The organism is Allosphingosinicella indica, from assembly GCF_900177405.1.
GTDB classification, from domain to species: domain Bacteria; phylum Pseudomonadota; class Alphaproteobacteria; order Sphingomonadales; family Sphingomonadaceae; genus Allosphingosinicella; species Allosphingosinicella indica.
The window spans coordinates 2,368,531-2,393,466 of the sequence record NZ_LT840185.1 but is presented as its reverse complement, the minus strand read 5'-3'; the positions used below and the strand labels follow the sequence as shown (position 1 = coordinate 2,393,466).

The window sequence follows — 24,936 nt, the reverse complement described above, 5'->3', positions numbered from 1 at the left end:
TCGATCGTCTAGCTCTGCGCGATGCGACACGCCAGACGGGAACCTCCCGTCGCGACGCGCGCTAATCGGGCATGAGCGGGAACCCTTGCGACTGCCTCGTGATCGGCGGCGGCCCGGCCGGGCTGACGGCGGCCATCTATCTGGCGCGCTTCCATCTTTCGCTGAAAGTGATCGACGCCGGCGACAGCCGCGCGGCGCTCATCCCCTGCACTCATAACCACGCCGGCTTTCCCGAGGGCATATCGGGCACCGATCTCATCGCGCGGATGAAGGAGCAGGCGCAGAAATATGGCGCCGGGATCGAGAGCGGGCGGGTGATGCGGATCGCCAAGGACGGCGACATCTTCGAGGCGCACTGGGGCGGCGGCACGATCCGCGCACGGTCGGTACTGCTCGCCACCGGAGTCAGCAACCGCAAGCCGCCGATGGACGAGGATCTCCACGCCGATGCGCTGGCCCGAGGCCTGATCCGCTACTGCCCGATCTGCGACGGCTATGAGGTGACCGACAAAAAGGTCGGCGTCATCGGCGACGATAGCCACGGCGTTGCCGAGGCCGTGTTTCTGCGCGGTTACACCGCCGACATCACCTTCATCGCGCCCGACGCCGCGCATGCCCTAGGACGGGAAGACGCAAAGCGCCTAAAAGACCTCGGCATTACGACGGTCGACGGACCTTGCCATGCGGTCGCGATCGACGAGGATTGCATCGTCGTCGATACCGCCAAAGGACCGCTGCGCTTCGATAGCGTCTATCCGGCGCTGGGATCGGACATCCATTCCGATCTCGCGGGCTCGCTCGGCGCCGAGCTGGCGGAAACCGGCTGCATCATCATCGACGATCACCAGCGAACGACCGTACCGGGCCTCTATGCCGCGGGGGACGTGGTGCTGGGTCTAGACCAGATCAGCCATGCGATGGGGGCTGCCGGCATCGCCGCGACCACCATCCGCAACGATCTCGCCAAGGGAAAGCCGCTCGTCCGCTAGGCGAGGAAGGCGGGATCGACCGTGACCGTCCCGTCCGCGAGATCGGCGACGCCGGGCTTGAACGGTATCAACGACTTCTTGCCATCGGGGCGCTCTATCTCGAGCAGGTCGCCCGCGCCGAAATTCTCGACCGCGGCGACGATGCCGACATCGGCGCCCTCGCAGTCGACGCAGCGAAGGCCGATCAGGTCGACGTGATAATATTCACCCTCCGCCAGCGGCGGCAGCGCATCGCGTGCGACGGTGACGAGCTGGCCGCGCAGCGCCTCGGCGGCATTGCGATCGGCGATGCCATGGAAACGCGCGATCGGCTGACCGCCGGCGGCGTTCATCGATTTGATCGTCAGCTCACGATCGCCGACCTGCACCTGCTCGAACCGCGCGATCGCATCCGCGCTTTCGGCGAACAGCTTCAAGCGCACGCCACCATCGATGCCGTGCGGCCCGGCAATCGCCGCCAGGGTGACGCGGGGTTCGGCCACCTAACCCCTCCCCACGACGGGGAGGGGTCGGACGATGCGAGAGATCAACCCTCGGCCTTCTCGGCGCCTTCCGCGGGCGCGGCTTCGTCGGCGCCTTCGGCCGGAGCCTCGGCGGACTCGCCTTCATTGGTCGCCTCTTCGGCGGGGGCGGCTTCGGTCTGCTCAGGAGCGGCTTCCTCGGCCGGAGCTTCGGCGGCAGGCGCTTCCTCGGCGGGAGCTTCTTCAGCCGCGGGCTCTTCGGCGGGCGCGGCTTCGGCGGCAGCGGCAGCCTCGGCGGCCTCGGCCTGCTTGGTCGCACGCTCCTCGGCGCGCTCCTTCGCCTTCTCGCCCGGCTCGGCCTTCTTCGGGTTGTTGCGCGCCGCGCGCTCGAGCACGCCAGCGGCGTCGAGGAAGCGGAGGACGCGATCGGTGGGCTGCGCGCCGACCGACAGCCAATGCTTGGCGCGATCGGTGTCCAGTTTCACGCGCTCGGGATTGTCCTTCGCCAGCAGCGGATTGTAGCTGCCGATACGCTCGATGAACTTCCCGTCACGCGGGTTACGCGCGTCGGCAACGACGATGCGATAATAAGGACGCTTCTTCGCGCCACCGCGCGACAGACGAATGGAAACTGCCATAATATCAATCCTTTCTGGTGATCTGGTCTATTTCTTCAAAAACTTGTCGAAACCGGGGGGCAGGTTGAACGGCGCGCTGCCGCCGCCAGGCCCCGGAAGGCCGGGCGGGAGCGCACCCCCTGCCCCGCCCAACATGCCGCCGAGCCCGCCGCCGCCGCCGAACATGGCGGCGAGCTTGCCGAGCCCGCCCATCTTGCGGATCTTCTTCATCGCGTTCGCCATCTCCTGATGCATCTTCAGGAGGCGGTTGACGTCCTGCACCGTAGTGCCCGACCCGTTGGCGACGCGAATCTTGCGTTTGGCATTCATCAGCTCGGGCTTGGCGCGCTCCCGGGGCGTCATCGAGGTGATGATCGCGTCGAGCCGGCCGAGCGTCTTGTCGTCCTGCGCGCGTTCGGCGACGCCGGCGAGCTTTTTCATGCCGGGCATCATCGAGGCAAGCGCGCCGAGCCCGCCCATCCGCTGCATCTGCTGGAGCTGATTGCGCAGGTCGTTCAGATCGAACTGCCCCTTCGCCATCTTCTTGGCGAGCGCTTCGGCCTCGTCCTGCTGGATGGTCTCCGCGGCGCGCTCGACAAGGCCGACGACGTCGCCCATGCCGAGGATGCGGCCGGCGATCCGCTCGGGATGGAAGGCCTCGATCTTGTCGAGCGCCTCGCCGACGCCGGCGAACTTGATCGGCTTGCCGGTGACGGCGCGCATGGAGAGCGCCGCGCCACCGCGCGCGTCGCCGTCGAGACGGGTCAGCACCACACCAGTAAGCGGCACCTGATCCGAGAAATTCTTCGCGACGTTGACCGCGTCTTGGCCGGTCAGCGCATCGACGACGAGGAGGATTTCCTGCGGGGTCGCGACGTCGGCGACCGCCTTCATCTCCTCCATCAGCGCCTGATCGACGTGGAGCCGGCCCGCGGTATCGAGCATCAGCACGTCGAAGCCCTGAAGCTTCGCGGCCTGGAGCGCACGCCGCGCGATGTCGACCGGCTGCTGGCCGGCGACGATCGGCAGCGTCGCGACATCCGCCTGGCGGCCGAGCACGGCGAGCTGCTCCTGCGCGGCCGGGCGGGCGACGTCGAGCGACGCCATCATCACCTTCTTGCGGTCCTTGCCCGCGAGCCGCTTGGCGATCTTCGCGGTGGTCGTCGTCTTGCCCGAGCCCTGGAGGCCGACCATCATCACGACCGCGGGCGGCGAGACGTCGAGATCAAGGTCGGACGCCTCGGCGCCGAGCATCTCGACCAGTGCGTCGTTGACGATCTTGACGACCTGCTGGCCGGGCGTGACCGATTTCAGAACCTGCTGGCCGACCGCGCGCTCGGTCGCCTTGTCGACGAACTCGCGCACCACCGGAAGCGACACGTCCGCTTCGAGAAGCGCGATCCGAACCTCACGCATGGCCGCGCGCACGTCCGCCTCATTGAGCGCGCCGCGCCCGCGGAGACGATCGAACACACCGGAAAGGCGGTCGCTGAGGCTGTCGAACATGGTCTTCCTTCCCCGATCGGAACGCCAAACGAGAAAGCGCCGGCGGGCGAAACCTCGCCGGCCAGCGCGCGTCCCGGGACGCCCGATCGTCATCGATCTTGGGATCGAATGGCCGCGCCTTTAACCGCCACGCCCCCCGAAGGCAAGCGCGGCCGGGGTTAACAGCTTCTTCACAGGCCTGTGGATAACATGCGCGCCGTGTGGAGTAACACCGAAAAGGCAATGGCGGACAAGCGGATACATCCAGGTACGGGCCATTCCGCCAATCGGGACTTTGTGATCATCGGGGTCGCGGTCGGCATATTGCTGCTGCTCGCGGCGATCGGCAATTTCGGCGTCGAGAGCGCCGCTGCGCTGCTGACCCGGTTTGGCGCGGACAACAGCACGCTCGTCCTCTGCCTGCTGCTCGTCAACGTTGCGCTCACGCTCTACGGGATCCGTCGCTATCGCGACACGGTGACCCTCATTCGCGATCGCGAGGCGGCCGAGCGCCGCGCACGATCGCTGGCTTCGACCGATCCGCTGACCGGTCTCTACAACCGCCGCGCCTTCGCCGCCTGCATCGCCGAGCTGCTCGGCAATGGTCCCAAGGTGCGCTCGGTCGCGCTGATCGTCATCGATATCGACGGCTTCAAGTCGGTGAACGAGCTCCACGGCCATCTCACCGGCGATCTCCTGCTCCGCCACGCTGCCGACCTGATCCAGGCGGCGACGCCCGGCGATGCCGTGGTCGCGCGGCTCGGCGCCGACGAATTCGGCGTCGCGTTCCGCTTCGATCCCGATCGGCCCGACGCCGTGGACTCGGTCGCGGCGACGATCGTCGCGCACCTGGGCACCGCCGTCGACTTGGGCGGGGTGCATGTCCACGTCAGCGCATCGGCGGGGATCGCCTGCACCGACCAGGAGTGCGACCGGTCCGATCCCCTGCTGCGCCGCGCCGACATCGCGATGTGCGCCGCCAAGAAGGAAGGCCGCGGTGAACGCGCCTGGTTCGATGCCACGCTAGAGCGCGAGCTTCGCAACCGCAACGAGACAGAGGCGGGCCTACGTCGCGGGGTTCCCGCCGGCGAGTTCGTACCCTTCTTCGAGCAGCAGATCGATCTGGAGAGCGGCGCGCTCCACGGCTTCGAGATGCTGGCGCGCTGGAACCATCCCGAGCGTGGACTGGTGCCGCCAGACGAATTCATCGACGTGGCGGAGGAAAGTGGGCTGATTTCCGATCTCTCGCTGTCGGTGTTCCGCCAAGGCCTAGAAATCGCGCGGCATTGGGATCCGGCGCTGACGCTGTCGGTCAATATCTCGCCGACCCAGCTCAAGGACCCGTGGCTCGCGCAGAAGCTGGTGAAGCTGCTCGTCGAGACCAATTTCCCGCCCGAGCGGCTGGAGGTGGAGATCACCGAAAGCTCGCTGTTCGAGAATCTCGGCCTCGCCCAATCGATCATCGCCAGCCTCAAGAACCAGGGCATCCGCATCGCGCTCGACGATTTTGGGACGGGCTATTCCAGTCTCGGGCACCTGCGCGCCCTGCCCTTCGACCGGATCAAGATCGACCGCAGCTTCGTCCAGTCGCTGACCGACAATTCGGAGAGCCGCGCGATCGTCAGCGCCATCGCGCGCCTTGCCGAGAGCCTAGGTCTCGCAGTCACCGCCGAGGGGATCGAGGACACGCAGATTTTGGAACGGCTCCGCGCGATCGGCCATTTCAAGGGTCAAGGCTGGCTGTTCGGCCGGCCGATGCCCGCCGCCGAGGTCGAGCCGATGCTGGCGGCGCGCAATCTGCTCGCCGCGGCGCCGGTCGCGGTCGCCGCACCGTCGCAGACCGTCCGCCGCGCCGGCTAGTGGACTTGATCCCCCCCGCACCCTAGATCGCTGCGCAGCATGATGCGGCGCTTTCACAAGATGCACGGCCTGGGCAACGACTTCGCGCTGTTCGACGCGCGCGAGGAACCGCTGGCGATGAGCGAGACGCTGGCGCGCGCCATCGCCGATCGCCGCACGGGCATCGGCTGCGATCAGGTGATCCTGCTCGGTCCGTCGCGCATCGCCGATCTCGCGATGCGCATTTTCAACGCCGACGGCGGCGAGGTCGAGGCGTGCGGCAACGCCAGCCGCTGCGTCGCCCTGCTCGTCGGCGGCAGACCGGCGATCGAGACCGCAGGCGGCGTGATCGCGGCCTCGGCCGACGCGGCCGGCATTTCGATCGATATGGGCGCTCCGCGCTTCGGCTGGGACGAGATGCCGCTTGCCTATGCGATGGATACCGAGGCCATGCCGGTCGGCTGGGAAGATCTGCACGACCCCGCCGCGGTGAATGTCGGCAACCCGCACGTCATCTTCTTCGTGCCCGATGCCGATGCCGTCCCGCTCGACCGGCTGGGGCCGCAGATCGAGCGCGATCCGTTGTTTCCCGGACGGGTCAACGTCAACGTGGCGAGCGTGACGGACGGCGCGATCCGCCTTCGAGTCTGGGAACGCGGCGCTGGCCTCACCCGCGCTTGCGGCACTGGCGCCTGTGCCACCGCCGTGGCGGCGATCCGCCGCAAGCTGGTGACGAGCCCGGTGACGGTTCACCTCCCCGGCGGCGCGTTGGAGATCGATTGGCAGCCCGACGGGACGATCCGCATGACCGGACCCGCCACCCACGTCTATGAAGGCGAGATCGACCTGGAGACGCTGGCATGAGCGGCGCGGAGGTCATCACGCTTGGCTGCCGCCTCAACATGGCGGAGAGTGAGGCGATGCGGATGCTCGCCGGCGACGCGGACGATCTGGTGATCGTCAATAGCTGCGCCGTCACCCAATCCGCGGTGCGTCAGACCCGCCAAGCCATCCGCAAGGCCAAGCGCGACCGGCCGGATGCCCGCGTCTTCGTCACCGGCTGCGCCGCGCAGATCGACCCCGGCACGTTCGCGGCGATGCCCGAAGTGGCGCACGTGATCGGCAATCGCGAGAAGTTCGAAGCGGAGAGCTTCGCGGGCGACGCAGCCAGGGTGCGCGTCGCCGACATCATGCGGGTACGCGAGACCGCGCCGCACCTCGTCTCGGGCTTTGCATCGCACTCGCGCGCCTTCGTCGAGGTGCAGAACGGCTGCGACCATCGCTGCACCTTCTGCATCATCCCCTATGGCCGCGGCAACAGCCGCTCGGTGCCCGCCGGGCTGGTTATCGACCGCATCAAGGCGCTGATCGACGACGGCTATCGCGAGGTAGTGCTGACCGGCGTGGACGTCACCAGCTACGGCCCCGATTTACCCGGCTCGCCGACTTTGGGCGGGCTGGTCGAGCGTATCCTGCGCCATGTGCCGGAGCTGCCGCGCCTCCGCCTTTCCTCGATCGACAGCGTCGAGATCGACGACCGGCTGTTCGATCTGATCACCGACGAGCCGCGGATGATGCCGCACCTTCACCTCTCGCTGCAGGCCGGTGACGATATGGTGCTGAAGCGCATGAAGCGCCGTCACAGCCGCGCGCAGGCGGTGGAGATGGTCGCCCGGATCAAGGCGCGGCGCCCGGAAGTCGCGATCGGCGCCGACCTCATCGCCGGTTTCCCGACCGAGGACGATGCGATGGCGGCGAACAGCCTCCGCCTGATCGACGATTGCGACATCGTCATGGCGCATATCTTCCCTTATTCGCCACGCGTCGGCACGCCGGCGGCGCGGATGCCGCAGGTCGAGCCTGCCGTGGCTCGTGCGCGCGCTCGAAAGCTGCGCGAAGCGAGTGAGCGCCGGCGAACGAACTGGCTGAGCACCATGATCGGCACGACCCAAAACGTGCTGCGCGAGCGCGGCGGCAGCGGCCATGCCGAGAATTTCGCGCCCGTCCGGCTTCCCTCACCCGGCCCCGTGGGGCAGATCGCGGCCGTGCGGATCGCCGGACTGGAGAATGATATGCTGATCGCGGAGCCTGCGTGACCGAAAGCCCCTGGTATGAGCGGATGCGTTCCGGCTTCCGCAAGACGTCCGACCGTCTCGGCGACAATCTCACCGGCCTCTTCACCAAGGCGGCGCTCGACGAAGCGACGCTCGACGGGATCGAGGAGGCGCTGATCGCCTCCGATCTCGGCCCGTCGACCGCGGCGAAGGTGCGCGCGCGCCTCGCCGCCGAGCGGTTCGAGCGCGGGCTGGACGAAGCGGGCGTGCGCGAGATCGTCGCGCAGGAGGTGGCGAAGATCCTGACGCCGGTGGCCGAGCCGCTGGAGATCGACGCCTTTCCGCGCCCGCAGGTGATCCTCGTCGTCGGCGTCAACGGATCGGGCAAGACCACCACCATCGCCAAGCTTGCGCATCTTTTCCTGGAGCAAGATTACGGCGTGCTGCTGGCGGCGGGCGATACCTTCCGCGCGGCGGCGATCGGTCAGCTCAAGGTGTGGGCCGAGCGGATCGGCGTGCCGATCATCACCGGGCCGGAAGGCGGCGATCCTTCCGCCATCGTCTTCGACGGCGTGAAGAAGGCGACGGCGGAGGGTATCGACGTGCTGATTGTCGATACCGCCGGGCGTCTGCAGAACAAGAAAGGTCTAATGGACGAGCTAGCGAAGATTCGCCGCGTCCTCGGCCGCCTCAACCCGGCGGCGCCACACGACGTGGTCCTCGTCCTCGACGCCACCACCGGCCAGAATGCGCTCAGCCAAATCGAGGTGTTCAAGGAAGTCGCCGGCGTCACCGGTCTCGTCATGACCAAGCTTGACGGGACGGCGCGTGGCGGCGTGCTCGTCGCGGCGGCCGAGAAATACGGCCTTCCCATTCACGCCATCGGCATCGGCGAGGGGATCGACGATCTCCGTCCGTTCGATGCCCAGGATGCCGCGCGCGCGATCGCCGGCGCTTCGGAGACCCAATGACCACTGTCCAGAAGCCGCGCGAGATGTCGGGGCTGGCCCGCTTCCTCATCGATCTCGGCCCGCTCGTCGTCTTCTTCGTCGTCAACGCCTTCGCCCCGGTGCCGGCGGCGACCAAGATCTTCGTCGCGACCGGCGCATTCATGGTGGCGATGATCGGATCGATGATCGCGTCGAAGATCCTCGCGGGCAAGGTTTCCCCGCTGCTCTGGTTCTCGGGCGCGATGGTGGTGGTGCTCGGCGGCATCACCATCTGGCTGCACAACGAGACCTTCATCAAGATGAAGCCGACCATCTATTATGCAATGGTCGCCGCGCTGCTCGCCGTGGGCCTCGCGACCGGGCGCAACCTCCTGAAGCTGGTGCTGGGCTCGGCCTATCCGGGGCTCAGCGAGCGCGGCTGGCAGCTTCTGACGCGCAACTGGATCCTGTTCTTCATCGCGATGGCGGCGGTGAACGAGTTGATCTGGCGCACCACCAGCACCGACTTCTGGATCGGCTTCAAGCTCTGGGGCGCCCTCCCCGCCTTCTTCCTCTTCGGCCTCGCCAACATCCCGATGATGCTGAAGCACGGCCTGCAACTCACCGACCCGAAAGAGGAACCGAAGGTCCCGCCGGTGGAATAATACCGCGCGACACCGTCATTGCGAGCGAAGCGGAGCATCCAGAGCGGCGTCTGTGCCCGCTGGATTGCTTCGTCGCTTCGCTCCTCGCAACGACGCCTGTGTGGCTTAGCCCGCGACCTTCGCCAGCCGCTCCTCGGCCTTTTCCCAGTTCACGACATCCCACCATGCCTTGAGGTAGTCCGGGCGGCGGTTGTTGTACTTCAGATAATAAGCGTGTTCCCACACGTCGTTGCCGATGATCGGCGTGCCCTTCACGGGGGCGTCGTCCATCAGCGGATTGTCCTGGTTCGGCGTGGAGACGATCTGCAGCTTGCCGTCGGCACTCGCGACCAGCCACACCCAGCCCGATCCAAACTGGCCGACGCCGGCTTCGTTGAACTTGGTCTTGAGGTCGTCGAACGAGCCGAACGCCTCGTCGATCAGCGCCGCGAGCTTGCCCGAGGGACGGCCGCCGCCGGCGCGCATCGTTTCCCAGAAGAACATGTGGTTCCAGTGGCCGCCGCCATTGTTGCGCGCCTTCTTGGAAAGCTTCGAAATGCCGCCAAGAATCTCCTCGAGGCTCTTGCCGTCGAGCCCTTCCTCGCCGACCGCTTCGTTGAGCTTGTCGACATAGGCCTGGTGATGCTTGTCGTGGTGCAGCTTCATCGTCGCTTCGTCGATGGTCGGCTCCAGCGCGGCATAATCATAGGGCAGCGGGGGAAGCGTGAAGGCCATGGTTCGGCTCCTTTCGTTTCGTCTGTGAGCGCGCCTAGCCCGTCATCGGTTCCGATGGCAGCGGCTTTTTTCGATCAGAGTTATTCGCGCGTATGGCGACGCTTATCGCACCTGCGGCACGGTCAGGTTCATCGCCCGCGCCTGCGCCAGCGCGGCAAGCCGCTCCTCGACCATTTCACGCCAGCTCGCATCGGGCGGCGCGGTGGCAAGGAGGTTGCGCCAGATCGCTTCCGCCTCGTCATATTTCTGGCCCTGCGCAAGCGCGAGGCCGTAGAAGAATTTGGGGCCGGGATGGTCGGGCGCGATCGCCTGCGCGCGCTGGAAGGCGAGTTCGGCCGAGGGCGTCATCATCCCGTCGGCATGGATGACGAGCGCATTGCCGAGGCCGACCCAGAGGTCCGCGTCGCGATCGTCCTTGCGCAGCCCCGAGCGGATGATGTCCACGCCGGCTTTGGTGTCACCCGAGCGCTGATAGCTTTCGGCGAGCGTCAGCCAGGTCGCGGCATTGTCGAACTCGCCCAGCATTTCACCGCGCGTTTCGGCAAAGGCCGTATCGGGAACCTTCTGGCGGACGGGTGGCGGCTTGTAGTGGCCTTCGGCCCCCGGATGCCCCTGCCAGGCGTAGCCCGCACCCGCGAGCAGCAGCCCCGCCGCTGCGAACTGGAGCGCCGGGCCGGTAACGCGCCCGAACTTCCACAAGGCGAGCAGGACCAGCGCCACGAGCGCCAAGAGGATCAGCCAGCCCATCAGCGTCCCTTCTTGCGGAACCGGCCGCGTGCGAGAAATACGCCGATACTGAGCAGGATCAGCGGCGCCGCCCATAGCGGCCAGGTCATCGGCTCGACCGGCGGCGCGTACGTCACCCAATTGCCGTATCGCTCGATCAGCCAGGAGCGGATCGACTCGGGGCTTTCCCCCGCCTCGATCCGCTGACGGACCAGCGCACGCATGTCTCCCGCCATTTCGGCATCGCTGTCGGCGATGGACTGGCCCTGGCAGACGAGGCAGCGCAACGTCTCCATCAGCGCGGAGGCTTTGGCCTCTTGCCTCGGATCGTCGAGCTGGGTGTTGGCGTAGCGCGCCGGTGGCATGAGCGAATCCGCCGACGCGGGGCCGGCGAGCAGAATCGCGGCGCCAAGTGCGAGGCTCTGAAAGAATCGTGTGGTCATTTCGCGGCCTCATAGGCGCGGATCAGCTCCGCCATATGCTCGGGGCGGATATCGCCGATATGCTGGTGGCGGATGATGCCCTTGCCGTCGACCACGAAGGTCTCGGGCACACCCGACGAGCCGAGCGCGATCTGCACCTGCGTCTGCGGGTCCGTCCCGATCCGCTCATAGGGATCGCCCCAGCGGGCGAGGAAATTGGCCACATCCTCGCTCCGGTCGCGGATCGCGATCGCGTCGATCGGTATGCCGCGGCGCTTGAGCTCCAAGAGCTGCGGCGCCTCGGCGATGCACGGCACGCACCAGCTCGCGAAGACATTGAGCAGCCGCGGCTCGCCCGAGCGAAGCTGCGCCGACGATAAAGGCGCGTGCGAGGCCACTGCAGGCGCGAGCGAGAATTCCGGCACCGGCTTGCCGATCAGCTTGGAGGTGATCTTGCGATCTGCCGGCGCGTAAAGGCCGACCGCGACCGTGATCGCAAAGATCGCGAACACCGCGAGCGGCGCCCAGAGGATGAGGCGCTTCATACCGCCACCTCATCGAGCTTGTGCGCCTTGCGGCGGCGCACCCGGCCAATCAGCGAGAGCAGCCCCCCCAGCGCCACCAGACCGCCGCCGATCCAGATCAGGGTCACCGCCGGCTTCCACCAAAGGCGAAGCTGCCAGCGACCATCGGGATCGCCTTTGCCGAGCACGGTGTAGAGCTGCCCGTCGATCCGCGTCGCGATCGCCGCCTCGCTCGTCTCGGTGGGCGGCGAGGAGAACATGCGCGCCTGGGGCTTCAGCTCGAACGGTTTGCCGTCGCCGCGCCGCGCGGTGAGCTGCGCCTCGATCGCCGTCCAGTTTGGCCCCGCGATCGGGTTCACGCCATCGAAATGGATTTCATAGGGGCCCACGCGCGCCGTCTGGCCAGGCCGCGCGGCCACCAGCGTTTCCTTGCTGAACGCCGTTTCGGACGCCATGCCCGCGAGGCTGACCGCGATGCCGAGATGCGCGATCACCATGCCCCAGGTGAAGAGCGGCGTGCGGCGGAGATTGCGGCCCCACAGCGGCGCGACGCTCGCCGCGGCGACACCGGCGGCGAGCACCAGGCCGAGCAGCGGGAAGATGCCGATCGAACCGCCGAACAGGATGACGGCGAACACAGCGACGGCGGAGATCAGGATCGGCAGCGCGATCCGGCTGACCACCGGCTTGACCCGGTCGCGGCGCCAGCGGACGAGCGGCCCCGCCCCCATCACCGCGACGAGGATCAGCGCGATCGGCCCCGCGGCGGTGTTGAAATAAGGCGGGCCGACCGAAAGCTTCTCGCCCGTCACCGCCTCGACGCCGAGCGGGTAGAGCGTGCCGACGAAGACGATGCCGAGGATGGCGGAGAGCAAGAGATTGTTGGCGACGAGCGCGCCCTCGCGGCTCACCGGCTCGAACGTCGCGCCCTCCTTCACCGTCCCGACGCGGAGGCCGAACAGCGCCAGCGCGCCGCCGATGTAGAGCAGCAGCAGCACGAGGATGAAGGCGCCGCGCTGCGGATCGACGGCGAAGGCGTGGACCGAGGTCAGGATGCCCGATCGGACGAGGAAGGTGCCGACCATCGACATCGAGAAAGCGACGACCGCCAGCATCACCGTCCAGGCGCGCAAGCTGTCGCGCGTCGCCAGCACCGTCACCGAATGGAGCAATGCGGTCGCGGCGAGCCAGGGCATCAGCGACGCGTTCTCGACCGGATCCCAGAACCACCAACCGCCCCAGCCGAGCTCGTAATAAGCCCAATAGGAGCCGGCGGTGATGCCGAGCGTCAGGAAGATCCAGGCGCCGAGCACCCACGGGCGCATCGCCTTGGCGAAATCGGCGCCGACATCGCGCGTCAGCAGCGCGCCGACCGCGAAGGAAAAGGCGATCGAGATGCCGACATAGCCGAAGTAGAGCGTCGGCGGGTGGAAGGCGAGGCCCGGGTCCTGGAGTAGCGGGTTGAGTCCGTTGCCCTCGATCGGGACCGGAAACTGCCGCTCAAACGGGTTGGAGGCGAAGAGCAGGAAGGCGTAGAAGCCCATGCCGATCGCTGCCTGTGCCGCCAGCGTCGCGATCAGCGTCCGCTCCTTCAACTTGCGCTCGAACAATGCGACCGCCGCCCCCGCAATGCCGAGCACCGCGACCCAGAGCAGCATCGAACCTTCGTGATTCCCCCAGGTGCCCGCGAACTTGTAGAGCCACGGCTTCATCGAATGGCTGTTGGAGACGACCAGCTTCACCGAAAGATCGGTGCGCAGGAAGACCATGATGAGCGCCGCGAACGACACGGCGATCATCGCGCCCTGCGCCGCGGCGAGCGGACGCACCGCCCGTGCGAACCCCTCGCCGCCGACCCGTAGCGCCGATGCGCCGAAGACGAGCTGCAGCAGCGACAGCGCCGCCGCGATCCACAATGCCGCGAGCCCCGCTTCCGCTATCATTCCAGACTTTCGCTCTTGTGCTTGTTCCCGCGCGCCAGCTCGGGCGGCATGTAATTCTCGTCATGCTTGGCGAGGATCTCCTCGGCCACGAACAACCCGCTCGGCTGGAAGCGGCCCTCGGCGACGACGCCGCTATCCTCTTTGAACAGATCGGGCGTCACGCCGGTGAAGCGCACCGGGATGGTGGCGTCGGTCTCGTCGCCGACGAGGAAGTTGATGGTGATGCCGTCGGCGTGCCGTTCGATCGACCCGGGACGGACCATGCCGCCGATCCGCACCGCGCGATCGAGAGGGATACCCGCGCGCGCCACGTCCGCCGGCGCGTAGAAATAGGCGGCCTGATCCTTCAGCGCCGACATGCCGAGCAGCACGGCGCCGAGCATCGCCACGATGGCGAGGCCGAGCAGGGTGAGGCGTTGGTGTTTGGCCTTCATGGTTCACGTCTCAAGGCATCGGCCTCAGCCTCGGCGCGGCGCATCGCTGCATAGCTCCACAGCAAGGTGCCGAGCGTGCCGATAACGGTAATCGCATAGGCGCCGGCGATGAACGGCCAGTGGTTCATGCCGCCATCCTCCGAAGCCGCGCATCGACCTTCTCGCGCGCGAGGATCGTCCGCATCCGCATCAGCACGATTGCGCCGAACAGCAGCGAGAAGCCGATCGCCGAGATCAGCAGCGGCCAGAGCATCGATGCATCGACGCTCGAGGTGCCGCGGACGATCGAGATGCTCTGCCCCTGGTGGAGCGTGTTCCACCACAGCACCGAATAATGGATGATTGGGATGTTGATCGCGCCGAGCAGGCCGAAGATGGCGGTAATCCGCCCTTCCCCGCCCCGCTCGCGATCCGCGCCGTCGAGCGCTATATAAGCGATGTAGAGGAAGAGCAGGATGAGCATCGAGGTCATCCGCCCATCCCATTCCCAATAAGTGCCCCAGGTCGGCCGGCCCCACAATGAGCCGGTAGCAAGACAGATGGCAGTGAAAAGCGCGCCGGGAATGGCGATCGCGCTCGCCGCGACAGACGCGAGCGGGTGCCGCCAGACGAGCTGCATGAAGCTCGCGATCGCAATGCCGGTCCATCCGCCCATACCGAGCCAGGCGGCCGGGACATGCGCATACATGATGCGCACGCTGTCGCCCTGCAGATAATCCTTGGGCGCAAGCAGCAGGCCATAAGCGAGCGCGCCGGCGGCGAGCACGCCGCCACTCCACCCCAGCCACATGGTCAGCGGCCGCGCGATCTTCAGAAAGCGCGCCGGATTCGCGAACTTGTGCATCACCCGCCCTTTGCCCGCGACCTGTTTAGCGAAGGCGGGCGCGGCGTCAAAGCCTCGGGCGTGCTCGGCTTGCCCTTTTTTGCGGCAACCCGCATGGCGACCCGGCTTCATGCCTGCATCCGCACCCATACAGCAGAACCGTCCGCTGGGCATCGCGCTCCGGCTCGGCGCTGTCCTATGCTTCGCGTGCATGGCCGCGGGGATCAAGCTTGGCTACGCCGCGGGCGCGAGCACGATCGAGCTGGTTTTCTATCGCTTCGCCTTCGGCCTGCCGCCGCTGCTGGCCTGGATCCTGTGGTCGGGCAACCTGAATGCCTGGCGCACGGCCCGGCCGGGTGCGCACCTGCTGCGCGGCGTGCTCGGGCTTACGACGATGATCCTGGCGTTCAGCGCGCTCGCCTATCTGCCGCTCGCCGAAGCGACCACGATCGGCTTCGCCGCCCCGCTGTTCGCGGTCATGCTGTCGGCGCTGATCCTGAAGGAGCCGGTCGGCAGATACCGGTGGAGCGCGGTGGCGGCTGGGTTTGTCGGCGTGCTGATCGTCATGCAGCCGGCCGGGTCGAGTCTGCCGCCCGCCGGACTGGCGCTCGCGGTCGCCTCGGCGTTCGGCGTCGCCGCGGTGACGATCACGATCCGGCAGATCGGCCGCACCGAAGGCACGCAGACCACCGTCCTGTGGTTCACCAGCTTCTCGATGATCGTGGTCGGCGCGCTGATGCCCTTCGCAGCGCAGATGCACGATGCGCGCGGCTGGGCGATCCTGCTCGCCGTGGGCTTAAGCGGCGGCATCGCGCAGATCCTGCTCACCGCCGCGCTGCGCTTCGCGCCGGTGTCGACCGTCGCGCCGTTCGACTACACGCAGCTCATCTGGGCAGTGCTGCTCGGCTGGGCGCTGTTCGACATCCATCCCGCCGCGACGACTTGGGCCGGCGCGGCAGCGATTGTCGCCAGCGGCCTCTACACGCTCTATCGCGAGCAGCGGCTGGGCGTGCTGGAGCGGCGCCGCGCGAGCGAGGCCGCGCAGCCCGAAGGTTAGGCGCGGCCGATCAGCCGCTGCGCCATCGCGTCCGCCACCGCGGCCGGGTTGCGGCCGGTCGTCTCGCTCTCGTCCCAGATCGAATCGAGCCGGCCGGGGATCTTCTCGATCCGCGCCTGGACGCCTGCCTGGTCCGCATCGCCGAGATATTCCGACGCGACGTTGATGATGCCGCCAGCGTTGATGACATAGTCGGGCGCGTAGAGGATGCCGCGCGCCTGAACCCGATCGCCGTCCTCAGGCGTCGCGAGCTGGTTGTTCGCGCCCCCGGCGACGATCGGCACGTTGAGCGCCGCGATCGACTGTTCGGTGAGGATCGCGCCTAGCGCGCATGGCGCCAGCACGTCGGCCTCAAGCGTCAGGATCGCATCGGTCGAAACCACCGTCCCGCCGACTTCCGCAGCGAGCTTTTCCGCACGCGCCTGATCGATATCGGCGACACTGATCCGGGCACCGTCCTTGGCGGCGAGACGGGCAAGACCGCCGGCGACGCTGCCCGCGCCCTGTATCGCGATGTGGAGGCCATCCAGGCTGTCGCGGCCGAGCTTGCGTTTCACTGCGGCCTTGACGCCCAGATATACACCGTAGCTGGTGTGCGGCCCCGGATCTCCACCGACCGCGCCCTCGGCGACCGGCAGGCCCGAGACATATTTGGTCACCTTCGACACCGCGACCAGATCGGCGACGCTTACGCCGACATCCTCGGCGGTGACGTAGCTTCCGCCTAGCCGCTCGACCGCGCGTCCGTAGGCAGCAAGCATCTCTGGCGATTTGGTGCGCGCGTCGTCGGCGAGGATGACAGCCTTGCCGCCGCCGAGCGGCAGGCCAGCCATCGCATTCTTGTAGCTCATGCCGCGCGAGAGGCGCAGCGCGTCGGCCAGCGCATCGCCGGACTGCTGATAATGCCAGAAGCGGACGCCGCCGGCGCCCGGGCCGAGATGCGTCGAATGCACCGCGATGATCGCCTTCAGACCCGACTTTGCATCGGTGACGAAATGCACGACCTCATGGTCGTCGAAATCGGGGGCCTCCCAAGGCGACTGCATGGCAATGTCCTGATATCGATGAAAAAACTGGGGCGACCGACGGGACTTGAACCCGCGACCCTCGGTACCACAAACCGATGCTCTAACCAGCTGAGCTACGGTCGCCACATGGGGTGCTAAACCGGCGCCGCACATAGGGGCGCGGCCATGCCACCGTCAAGGACAGTTGCGCGGTGCAGTGGCGAACCCGCGCCGCCACCCCATATCGCAGCCATGATACCGCTCTCGATCCTCGACCTCGCCCCGATCACCGACAATGGCGACGCCGGCAGCGCGCTCCGCAACGCTGCGGACCTCGCCCGGCACGGCGAGGCGCTCGGCTACAACCGCTTCTGGATGGCCGAGCATCATTCGATGCCCGGCGTCGCGAGCGCCGCAACCGCGGTGGCGCTCGCGCATGTCGGCAATGCCACGCAGCGCATCCGCATCGGCGCAGGGGGCATCATGCTTCCCAACCACGCGCCGCTGCAGGTGGCGGAGCAGTTCGGTACGCTGGAAGCGCTGTTCCCGGGCCGCGTCGATCTCGGGCTTGGCCGCGCTCCGGGCACCGATCAGGCCGCCGCGCGCGCGCTGCGGCGCACGCTCTCGGGCGACGTCGACCGCTTCCCGCAGGACGTGGTCGAGCTCATGGAATATTTCCGCCCGCCCGAGCCGCGCCGCGTCCGCGCGATCCCCGGCGAAGGAATGGACATCCCGCTATGGATCCTGGGCTCCAGCCTCTACGGGGCGCAGCTCGCGGCGGCGTTGGGACTGCCCTACGCCTTCGCGTCGCACTTCGCCCCACAACAGATGATGGAGGCGATCCACGTCTATCGCGCCGGCTTCCGGCCCTCGGCGCAGCTCGACCGGCCCTATGTGATGCTCGGCTTCAACGCCTTCGCGGCGGAGAGCGATGCGGAGGGCGTGCTGCTAGCCTCCTCGCTCGCCCAGGCTTTTGTCAATCTCAGAAGCGGCAATCCGACGCCGCTCCAGGCGCCCATCCCCGATTATCTGGAGAGCGTGACGCCGGTCCAGCGGATGGGGATCGAGCAGGCTTTGTACTGCTCGGCGATCGGTTCGCCCGACAGCGTGCGTACCGCGATGGAAGGGTTCGTGGCGCAGACGGGCGCCGACGAGCTGATGATCACGTCGCAAATCTACGACCATATGGCGCGGCGGCGCTCGTTCGAGATTGTGGCGGATGTCTGCGGGCTTTCGCCCGGCTGATCCGACGTCAAAGCTGCGGGGGAGCCGAAAGGCGGGGCATGGTGGGCGCGGCAAGGATTGAACTTGCGACCCCTGCGGTGTGAACACAGTGCTCTACCACTGAGCTACGCGCCCATGCCCCGCATCGCCGGCCGCTGGCCGGCGAAGAGCGCGCTCCTTAGAGCGCGGCCACGGCGCTGTCCAGCACCGCGGAAAACTAATCGCCTGTAGATCGAAGTCGGGCCGGCTGCCCTCCGGCCGGCCCGTCCCGATCAGCCGTTGACGGCGTCCTTCAGGCCCTTGCCGGCCTTGAATTTCGGCTGGGTCGATTCCCGGATCTGCATCGGCTCGCCGGTGCGCGGGTTGCGACCGGTGGACGCCTTGCGCTTGGAGCAGGCAAAGGTGCCGAAGCCGACCAGTCGGACCTCATCGCCCTTCTTCAGCGAAGCGGTGATCGCGTCGAAGACGCTCTCCACGGCCTTGCTGGCGTCGCTGCGGCTGAGCCCGGTCGTGTCCGCAACCGTGCCGATAAGCTCCTGTTTGTTCATTTCGAACCCCTGTTTACGCTTGGAATCGCGGCTGAGCGCCGAAAAACCATCTAAGAACAGGTGCCCTTGCGGAGTCAAAGGGGAATGCGCGCAATTTCGTCCGAAAATCGCGCATTCCCCAATGAAATCCGATGCTGCGGGGTAACAAATCAGTGGCGGCTGGCGACTCCTCCGCGGTCTTCCGGCGCTGCCGAAAGCTCGACTGGCGGAACCGCCGCCAACTCGTCTGCCTCGGTCCATTCGATGGGATCGACTGGCTGGGTGAGCGCCACCGACAGCACTTCGTCGACGTGGCTTACCGGAATGATCGTCAGCCCTTCGGTGATGACCCTAGGAATTTCGGCCAGATCCTTTTCGTTCTCGGCCGGGATCAGTACCGTCTTGATGCCACCGCGCAGCGCCGCGAGCAGCTTTTCCTTGAGCCCGCCGATCGGCAAAACCCGCCCACGAAGCGTCACCTCGCCGGTCATCGCCACGTCGCGGCGGATCGGGTTGCCGGTCAGGGTCGATATGATCGCGGTGACCATGCCGATGCCCGCCGAAGGGCCATCCTTCGGCACCGCGCCTTCCGGCAAATGGACGTGGATGTCCTTGCGCGAAAAGACGCTGGGCTTGACGCCATAGCTCGGGCTGCGCGCACGGACGAAGGAGAAAGCGGCTTGGACCGACTCCTTCATCACTTCGCCCAGCTTGCCGGTAGTGCGGATCTGGCCCTTGCCGGGGACCGTCACCGACTCGATGGTCAGCAGCTCTCCGCCGACTTCGGTCCAGGCGAGGCCGGTGACCGCGCCGATCTGATCCTCTTCCTCGCTGACCCCGAAGCGATATTTGCGCACGCCAACGAATTCGCCGAGCGTCTCGGGCGTCACTTCGAGCGTCACGTCCTTCGCTTCGAGGATGCGGCGCAGCGCTTTGCGCGCGACCTTGGCGATCTCGCGCTCCAGCGTGCGGACGCCCGCCTCGCGGGTGTAGTGGCGGATCAGCGAGCGCAGCCCCTCGTCGGTGATGACGAGCTCGCCCTCGGTCAGCCCGTGCGCCTCGATCTGCTTGGGGATCAGGTGGCGCTTGGCGATCTCCACCTTCTCGTCCTCGGTATAGCCTTCGAGACGGATGATCTCCATGCGGTCGAGGAGCGGCTGCGGCATGTCCATCGTGTTCGCGGTGGTGACGAACATGATGTCGGAGAGATCGTAATCGATCTCCAGATAATGATCCTGGAACTTGGAGTTCTGCTCCGGATCGAGCACTTCGAGCAGCGCCGACGCCGGATCGCCCCGGAAATCCTGGCCGAGCTTGTCGATCTCGTCGAGCAGGAACAGCGGGTTGGACGTGCCGGCCTTCTTGAGGTTCGACACGACCTTCCCGGGTAGCGAGCCGATATAGGTGCGCCGGTGGCCGCGGATCTCGGCCTCGTCCCGGACGCCGCCAAGCGACTGGCGCACGAATTCGCGGCCCGTCGCCTTGGCGATCGAGCGGCCGAGCGACGTCTTGCCGACGCCGGGCGGGCCGACGAGGCAGAGGATCGGCCCCTTGAGCTTGTTGGTGCGCGCCTGCACGGCAAGATATTCGACGATCCGGTCCTTGACCTTCTCCAGACCATAATGATCCTCGTCGAGGATGCGCTGCGCCTCGGTTATGTCGTGGCGCACCTTGGAGCGCTTGCCCCAAGGCAGCCCGAGCAGCACGTCGAGATAATTGCGGCTCACCGTCGCTTCCGCAGACATCGGCGCCATCGCACGAAGCTTCTTCAGCTCCTGCTTGGCCTTGGTTCGCGCTTCCTTGGAAAGCTTCAGCCGCTCGATCTTGCGGGCGAGCTCGGTCAGCTCGTCGCCGTCGCCCTCCTCGCCCTCGTTGCCGAGTTCGCGCTGGATCGCCTTCAACTGCTCGTTGAGATAATATTCGCGCTGGGTCTTCTCCATCTGCCGCTTCACGCGGCTGCGGATCTTCTTCTCGACCTGCAGCACACCAAGCTCGCCCTCCATGAAGGCGAACGCCATCTCGAGCCTGCGCACCGGATTGAGCTCGGCGAGCAGCGCCTGCTTGTCGGCGACCTTGATGGTGATGTTGGCCGCGACCGCGTCGGCGAGCTTGGACGCCTCCTCGATCTGGCCGAGCTGCACCGCCGTCTCGGCGGGGAGCTTCTTGTTGAGCTTCGAATAATTTTCGAACTGGTCGACCACCGAACGCATCAGTGCGGAGACTTCGGCGCCTTCCGGCTCCTCGCCCTCGACCGGCGTGACCGTGGCGACGAGATGCCCGCCCTCGGATTCGAGCGTGGCGAGCGTCGCGCGGCGCTGGCCCTCGACCAGCACGCGCACCGTGCCGTCGGGGAGCTTCAGGAGTTGGAGGACGGTGGCGACAACGCCGAGATCATAGAGCGCATCACGATCAGGATCGTCCTCGGCCGGATCGAGCTGCGAGACGAGGAAGATGGACTTGTCCGCCGCCATCGCGCTCTCGAGCGCCGCGACCGATTTGTCGCGGCCCACGAACAGCGGCACGATCATGTGCGGAAAGACGACGATGTCGCGCAGCGGAAGAACGGGGAAAGTTTCGGTCATCGGGACTCCAGTCTTGGCCCGTTATATGGGGCCTCCCCTTAACGCATCAATGACATTGACCGCGGGCGCGGCAGGCGCATGAAGGCGGCATGATCCTCGTCATCGACAATTACGACAGCTTCACCTGGAATCTGGTGCGCTATTTCGTCGAATTGGGTGCCGAGGTGCGGGTGGAGCGGAACGACGCGCTGACCGCGGCCGAGGCGCTGGCGAGCGGCGCACAGGCGTTCGTCATCTCGCCGGGACCGGGGCGACCGGAGGATGCCGGGGTGTCGCCCGATCTCGTCGCCGCCTGCGTGGCGGCGGCCCGTCCGCTGCTCGGCGTATGCCTCGGCCATCAGGCGATTGCGACGCATTGGGGCGAACGGATCGTGCGAACCGCGCCCGTCCACGGGAAGACATCGGCGATCGCGCACGACGGCAGCGGCGTATTCGCCGGCCTGCCGTCGTCCTTCACCGTCGCGCGCTATCATTCGCTCGCGGCGGAGGGCGTTGTCGCGCCGCTCCTCGTCAACGCCACCGCGGGCAGCGTCGTGATGGGTTTGCGGCATCAACATCTCCCGATCCATGGCGTTCAGTTCCACCCGGAAAGCGTGGCGAGCGATCAGGGCCATGCCCTCCTCGCCAACTTCCTCGATATCGCCGGCGTGACGCGCTCTGCGCTCGCTTGACAGGTTCCGCGGCGTTTCCTACACGTTCCCTGTCCGTTCCAATGAAGGGCCGAGGTGATGCTGACGCGCAAGCAACAAGAGCTGTTGATCTTCATCCACGACCATCTAGCCGACAGCGGCGTCTCGCCCTCGTTCGAGGAGATGAAGGACGCGCTGGAGCTGAAATCGAAGTCCGGCGTCCACCGGCTGATCTCGGCGCTCGAAGAGCGCGGGTTCATCCGCCGCCTTCCCAATCGCGCCCGCGCGCTGGAAGTGGTGAAAATGCCCGACGGCGCGGCATCCAAGGCGGCGCCCCGCCCCGTCATCCCCGCTGCCGCGAACTCGAACGACATCGTCGAGCTTCCGCTGCACGGCCGGATCGCCGCCGGCACGCCGATCGAGGCGCTGCAGGGCACCGAAAGCCTCGCGGTCCCCGCCGCGCTGCTTGGGCCGGGCGAACATTATGCGCTGGAAGTGTCCGGGGACTCGATGGTCGACGAGGGCATTCTCGACGGAGACTATGCGCTGGTGCGCAAGACCGACACCGCGCGCGACGGCGAGATCGTGGTCGCGCTGGTCGACAATAGCGAAGCAACGCTCAAGACCTTCCGCCGCGAAGGTTCGATGATCCGGCTCGATCCCGCCAACCGCAATTACGATCCGCAGCGCTACCGGCCCGATCAGGTGGTCGTGCAGGGCAAGCTCGCGGGCCTTCTGCGACGCTACTGATGGCACGGCTGAACTACGTCGAACTGCCCGTTCGCGATGTTGCCGCCGCCAAGGCCTTCTACGAGCGTGCGTTCGGCTGGAGCTTGACCGCGTTTGGGCCGACCTATGCCGCCACGACCAGCGGCGATACGGACATCGGTCTCCAGGGCGATAGCAGCGAAGCCCCCGGCGCGCCGCTGCCGGTGATCGCAGTAGACGATCTGGAGGCGGCAGTGACCGCGGTCGAGGCGGCCGGCGGGACGATCAGTAAGCCGATTTTCGCTTTCCCCGGCGGCAAGCGATTTCATTTCGTCGATGTCGCCGGCAACGAACTCGCCGCCGTGAAAGCCGACGACTGACCGTCTTGCCGCCAGGGGTGTCGCCCAACGCGATCCGCGACGCTGACGACCTTGGGCCGACCGCCCAATGATATGGCGAGGCCGCCGGTCTTTGCCAGCAATGCGCGATCGGCCTTGATCCAGCGCGGCGCACAGGCTTCTGGCAATCGCCGGTCGGCGACGACGATATCGGCCTCTGCGCAGGCACGGATCATGTCGCGCCAGGCGACGAAGTCACGGCTTCGGGTGGCCAGAAGGCGCCAACGCCGGCCGTCGCGGACGATATCGGTGACGCAGAGGTCGCGGCTACAGGAGGCCGTCCTCGTCTCGTCGAGCGCGGACAGTTCGCCGTCGGTGCCGAGCCCTTCGCCCAATATGCCGCGCACATAATCCCCGGCGCGACCGCGCAGCGTCGCGAACCTCCCGTCGGGCATGCGTAGCGCGAGATGGCGGCCGTCGCCCGTCACCAGCAGATCCGGCGGGGGTGTCGCGAATGCCCACAACGCGCCCGCGACGATCGGCGCGAAACCCGCCAGCCGCCAGCGCGTCTGCCAGAGCGCGGCCCATAGTCCGCCTGCCACGATCAGGCCGAAGGCGCCCGGCGGCATGCTCGGCAGCATCGCGAGCGCACCCGGCGCATTGGCCGCGCTATGGGCGATCCACAGCATGAAGGTCAGCCCCTGCCCTGCCACCCACCAGAAGGGCGCGCCGAGTCCGACGACATCGAACAACAATCCCAGCGCCTCGGCCGGCATGACGATGAAGGTGGTGAGCGGGATCGCGATAATGTTGGCGAGCGCGCCGTACATGCCGGATTTGTGAAAGTGGAACAGTGCGATCGGCGTCAAGGTAAGCTCGACGGCGATACCGGTGAGCAGCAGCGCGAGCATGCCGCGCGCGATCCGCGCCGCATATCCTTCCTCCCGCCGCGCGAGCAGCGCCTTTACGCGCGGATGCTCGTGCAGCACCACGATCGACGTCACCGCGGCGAAGCTCATCTGGAAGCTGGGTCCGGCAAGCGCATCGGGCCAGAACAGCAGCACGATGAGCGCGCCCGCCGCGATCAGGCGCAGGGTCAGCGCCTCGCGCCCCATCGCGATGCCGCCGAGGACAAGCAGCGCCGCGATGCACGAGCGGATCGTCGGCACCTCCGCGCCGGTGAGCAGCGTATAGGAAACGCCGGTCGCGGCGCCGGCCCCCGCGGCGACCAGCACCAGCGGCCAGCGCAACGCCAGCGCCGGGCTGAGCGCGAGCAGCTTCAAGGTCAGCAGCATCGCGGCGCCCACCACCGCGGTCACGTGCAGGCCGCTGATCGAGAGCAGGTGCGCCAAACCACTGCGCCGCATCGCTTCGGCATCCTCATCGGTGATCGCGCCGCGGTCGCCGGTCACCAGCGTCGCGGCGATAGCGCCCGCGCCGCCCTCGCCCACGCTTTCGCGGACATGCGCCGAGAGTTGCTGGCGCCAGCCCGCGATCCGGTCGCCCCAAGCGCCGCGCGGCGCTTCGCGCACTATTTCGACGTCGCCGATCACCCGCCCGGTGCCGCCGAGCCCTTGAAACCAGGCGACGCGAGCGAAGTCATACGCGCCAGGCACCGCCATCGGCGGCGGCGGCATCAGGCGCGTCCGCAAGGCGATCTCGGCACCCGGCCGGAGGCCATCGCGCATTCGGTCCTCTGGAATGCTCACGCGGACTTTGGGAGGGATGTCGTCGCTCGCGGTTGCGAGGGTCAGCCGTACGCTTTGTCGTGCGGGCAGCGGCTCGACCTGCGCGATCCGTCCGGTGAAGGATGTGACGACAGGCCTTTCCAGCACCGGCGCCGCAACCCGCTCCGCCTTCCACCATATGAGCGCAACGCCGAGCGCCGCTACGCCTGCGAAGATCGCCAGCGCGCGTCCCCATCGCGTGCCGCCGGCGAATGCGAGCGCGGCCATCGCCAACGCCGCTGCGATCAGCAAGAACACGGTCCACCACCGCGCGTCGGGCAGGACGAACCAGGCCGCGATGCCGGCACCCAGCCCTACCGGCAGCCACAGCGGCAGGCGGTCGTGCTCGCGCTCCGCGATCAGCTCCAGCGCTTCGGCCAGGCTGCGGAGCGACCCCAGCGGACGCACGCGCGCTCCAACACCGGCCGCTATTTGTAGCGACCGTACCGCTATGCTAGGGGCGCCCGCGTCTTTCGTCGCCATCTCGGGCGCCATCCTTGGAGAATCCGCGC

General features: G+C 67.2%; 26 protein-coding genes and 2 tRNA genes. 11 read left to right on the top strand and 17 right to left on the bottom strand.

Features of this window, described 5'->3' with window-relative positions; all coding sequences use genetic code 11:
• Positions 1–71 precede the first annotated feature (71 nt).
• A complete protein-coding gene (locus B9N75_RS11890) occupies positions 72–989 on the top strand; it encodes an NAD(P)/FAD-dependent oxidoreductase (protein WP_085218987.1) in 918 nt (305 codons plus the stop codon).
• On the opposite strand, the gene rimM is transcribed toward B9N75_RS11890, so the two are convergent.
• The 3 genes from rimM to ffh are packed head-to-tail and all read right to left on the bottom strand — an operon-like array spanning position 986 to position 3,573.
• Entirely contained in the window at positions 986–1,471 is a 486-nt protein-coding gene (rimM, locus tag B9N75_RS11885) for a ribosome maturation factor RimM (RefSeq protein WP_085218986.1), read from the bottom strand. The two genes, B9N75_RS11890 and rimM, sit on opposite strands and share 4 nt — an antisense overlap.
• A gap of 44 nt (positions 1,472–1,515) precedes the next feature.
• Positions 1,516–2,088, bottom strand: a complete 573-nt coding sequence (rpsP, locus tag B9N75_RS11880) for a 30S ribosomal protein S16 (RefSeq protein WP_085218985.1) — start codon at positions 2,086–2,088, stop codon at positions 1,516–1,518.
• Positions 2,089–2,115: 27 nt separating this feature from the next.
• Positions 2,116–3,573: a signal recognition particle protein gene (gene ffh / locus B9N75_RS11875; protein WP_085218984.1), complete on the bottom strand. Its 1,458-nt coding sequence runs from the start codon at positions 3,571–3,573 to the stop codon at positions 2,116–2,118.
• Positions 3,574–3,849: 276 nt separating this feature from the next.
• On the opposite strand from ffh, the gene B9N75_RS11870 reads away from it, so the two are divergent.
• From B9N75_RS11870 to B9N75_RS11850, 5 genes are read left to right on the top strand one after another with little or no spacing between them, the layout of a single operon-like run.
• On the top strand, positions 3,850–5,412 hold the full coding sequence (locus B9N75_RS11870) for a putative bifunctional diguanylate cyclase/phosphodiesterase (RefSeq protein ID WP_244552343.1): 1,563 nt from the start codon (positions 3,850–3,852) through the stop codon (positions 5,410–5,412).
• Positions 5,413–5,451: 39 nt separating this feature from the next.
• Positions 5,452–6,255 carry a diaminopimelate epimerase gene (gene dapF, locus B9N75_RS11865; protein ID WP_085218983.1) on the top strand — a complete coding sequence of 268 codons (804 nt, stop codon included), beginning with the start codon at positions 5,452–5,454 and terminating at the stop codon, positions 6,253–6,255.
• Positions 6,252–7,487, top strand: a complete 1,236-nt coding sequence (gene mtaB / locus B9N75_RS11860) for a tRNA (N(6)-L-threonylcarbamoyladenosine(37)-C(2))-methylthiotransferase MtaB (RefSeq protein WP_085218982.1) — start codon at positions 6,252–6,254, stop codon at positions 7,485–7,487. The genes dapF and mtaB overlap by 4 nt, the downstream gene beginning before the upstream one ends.
• Positions 7,488–7,510: 23 nt before the next feature.
• Complete coding sequence (gene ftsY, locus B9N75_RS11855; RefSeq protein WP_425292421.1) at positions 7,511–8,416, top strand: signal recognition particle-docking protein FtsY; 906 nt, start codon at positions 7,511–7,513, stop codon at positions 8,414–8,416.
• Entirely contained in the window at positions 8,413–9,039 is a 627-nt protein-coding gene (locus tag B9N75_RS11850; RefSeq protein WP_085218980.1) for a septation protein A, read from the top strand. Before ftsY ends, B9N75_RS11850 begins: the two co-directional genes overlap by 4 nt.
• 105 nt (positions 9,040–9,144) lie before the next feature.
• Here B9N75_RS11850 and B9N75_RS11845 read toward each other — a convergent pair whose 3' ends face one another.
• From B9N75_RS11845 to ccmC, 8 genes are all read right to left on the bottom strand, one after another.
• Positions 9,145–9,753 carry a superoxide dismutase gene (locus B9N75_RS11845; protein WP_085218979.1) on the bottom strand — a complete coding sequence of 203 codons (609 nt, stop codon included), beginning with the start codon at positions 9,751–9,753 and terminating at the stop codon, positions 9,145–9,147.
• 102 nt (positions 9,754–9,855) lie between these two features.
• The gene (locus B9N75_RS11840; RefSeq protein WP_244552342.1) at positions 9,856–10,500 is read right to left on the bottom strand and encodes a tetratricopeptide repeat protein; all 645 of its coding nucleotides are present in this window, start codon (positions 10,498–10,500) and stop codon (positions 9,856–9,858) included.
• A complete protein-coding gene (locus tag B9N75_RS11835) occupies positions 10,500–10,922 on the bottom strand; it encodes a cytochrome c-type biogenesis protein (RefSeq protein WP_085218978.1) in 423 nt (140 codons plus the stop codon). Before B9N75_RS11835 ends, B9N75_RS11840 begins: the two co-directional genes overlap by 1 nt.
• Positions 10,919–11,446, bottom strand: a complete 528-nt coding sequence (locus tag B9N75_RS11830; protein WP_085218977.1) for a DsbE family thiol:disulfide interchange protein — start codon at positions 11,444–11,446, stop codon at positions 10,919–10,921. The genes B9N75_RS11835 and B9N75_RS11830 overlap by 4 nt, the downstream gene beginning before the upstream one ends.
• Positions 11,443–13,368 (bottom strand): heme lyase CcmF/NrfE family subunit, encoded by a 1,926-nt coding sequence (locus B9N75_RS11825; protein WP_085218976.1) that lies wholly within the window; start codon positions 13,366–13,368, stop codon positions 11,443–11,445. The genes B9N75_RS11830 and B9N75_RS11825 overlap by 4 nt, the downstream gene beginning before the upstream one ends.
• Positions 13,365–13,802, bottom strand: coding sequence for a cytochrome c maturation protein CcmE (ccmE, locus tag B9N75_RS11820; RefSeq protein ID WP_085218975.1), 438 nt, complete (start codon positions 13,800–13,802; stop codon positions 13,365–13,367). The genes B9N75_RS11825 and ccmE overlap by 4 nt, the downstream gene beginning before the upstream one ends.
• The gene (gene ccmD / locus B9N75_RS14115) at positions 13,799–13,930 is read right to left on the bottom strand and encodes a heme exporter protein CcmD (RefSeq protein WP_157123817.1); all 132 of its coding nucleotides are present in this window, start codon (positions 13,928–13,930) and stop codon (positions 13,799–13,801) included. The genes ccmE and ccmD overlap by 4 nt, the downstream gene beginning before the upstream one ends.
• The gene (gene ccmC / locus B9N75_RS11815) at positions 13,927–14,646 is read right to left on the bottom strand and encodes a heme ABC transporter permease CcmC (protein ID WP_085218974.1); all 720 of its coding nucleotides are present in this window, start codon (positions 14,644–14,646) and stop codon (positions 13,927–13,929) included. The genes ccmD and ccmC overlap by 4 nt, the downstream gene beginning before the upstream one ends.
• 109 nt (positions 14,647–14,755) lie before the next feature.
• On the opposite strand from ccmC, the gene B9N75_RS11810 reads away from it, so the two are divergent.
• Positions 14,756–15,682: a DMT family transporter gene (locus tag B9N75_RS11810; RefSeq protein ID WP_085218973.1), complete on the top strand. Its 927-nt coding sequence runs from the start codon at positions 14,756–14,758 to the stop codon at positions 15,680–15,682.
• Here B9N75_RS11810 and B9N75_RS11805 read toward each other — a convergent pair.
• A complete protein-coding gene (locus B9N75_RS11805) occupies positions 15,679–16,728 on the bottom strand; it encodes a Glu/Leu/Phe/Val family dehydrogenase (protein ID WP_085218972.1) in 1,050 nt (349 codons plus the stop codon). The two genes, B9N75_RS11810 and B9N75_RS11805, sit on opposite strands and share 4 nt — an antisense overlap.
• A gap of 28 nt (positions 16,729–16,756) precedes the next feature.
• A tRNA-His gene (locus B9N75_RS11800) sits at positions 16,757–16,833 on the bottom strand.
• Positions 16,834–16,941: 108 nt separating this feature from the next.
• Between B9N75_RS11800 and B9N75_RS11795 the strand changes: the two genes are divergently transcribed.
• Positions 16,942–17,934 (top strand): LLM class flavin-dependent oxidoreductase, encoded by a 993-nt coding sequence (locus B9N75_RS11795; RefSeq protein ID WP_085218971.1) that lies wholly within the window; start codon positions 16,942–16,944, stop codon positions 17,932–17,934.
• 39 nt (positions 17,935–17,973) lie between these two features.
• On the opposite strand, the gene B9N75_RS11790 is transcribed toward B9N75_RS11795, so the two are convergent.
• The 3 genes from B9N75_RS11790 to lon form a co-directional block, all read right to left on the bottom strand.
• A tRNA-Val gene (locus tag B9N75_RS11790) sits at positions 17,974–18,048 on the bottom strand.
• Positions 18,049–18,185: 137 nt separating this feature from the next.
• Positions 18,186–18,461 (bottom strand): HU family DNA-binding protein, encoded by a 276-nt coding sequence (locus B9N75_RS11785; RefSeq protein WP_085218970.1) that lies wholly within the window; start codon positions 18,459–18,461, stop codon positions 18,186–18,188.
• Positions 18,462–18,610: 149 nt separating this feature from the next.
• The gene (gene lon / locus B9N75_RS11780; protein WP_085218969.1) at positions 18,611–21,022 is read right to left on the bottom strand and encodes an endopeptidase La; all 2,412 of its coding nucleotides are present in this window, start codon (positions 21,020–21,022) and stop codon (positions 18,611–18,613) included.
• An 89-nt stretch (positions 21,023–21,111) separates the two neighbouring features.
• Here lon and B9N75_RS11775 point away from each other — a divergent pair, with 89 nt between their 5' ends.
• The 3 genes from B9N75_RS11775 to B9N75_RS11765 are packed head-to-tail and all read left to right on the top strand — an operon-like array spanning position 21,112 to position 22,739.
• The gene (locus tag B9N75_RS11775; RefSeq protein WP_085218968.1) at positions 21,112–21,693 is read left to right on the top strand and encodes an anthranilate synthase component II; all 582 of its coding nucleotides are present in this window, start codon (positions 21,112–21,114) and stop codon (positions 21,691–21,693) included.
• 57 nt (positions 21,694–21,750) lie between these two features.
• Complete coding sequence (gene lexA / locus B9N75_RS11770; RefSeq protein WP_085218967.1) at positions 21,751–22,401, top strand: transcriptional repressor LexA; 651 nt, start codon at positions 21,751–21,753, stop codon at positions 22,399–22,401.
• Positions 22,401–22,739: a VOC family protein gene (locus B9N75_RS11765; protein ID WP_085218966.1), complete on the top strand. Its 339-nt coding sequence runs from the start codon at positions 22,401–22,403 to the stop codon at positions 22,737–22,739. The genes lexA and B9N75_RS11765 overlap by 1 nt, the downstream gene beginning before the upstream one ends.
• Here the strand turns inward: B9N75_RS11765 and B9N75_RS11760 are convergent.
• Positions 22,685–24,832: a ComEC/Rec2 family competence protein gene (locus B9N75_RS11760; RefSeq protein WP_244552340.1), complete on the bottom strand. Its 2,148-nt coding sequence runs from the start codon at positions 24,830–24,832 to the stop codon at positions 22,685–22,687. The genes B9N75_RS11765 and B9N75_RS11760 overlap by 55 nt on opposite strands.
• Positions 24,833–24,936 lie beyond the last annotated feature (104 nt).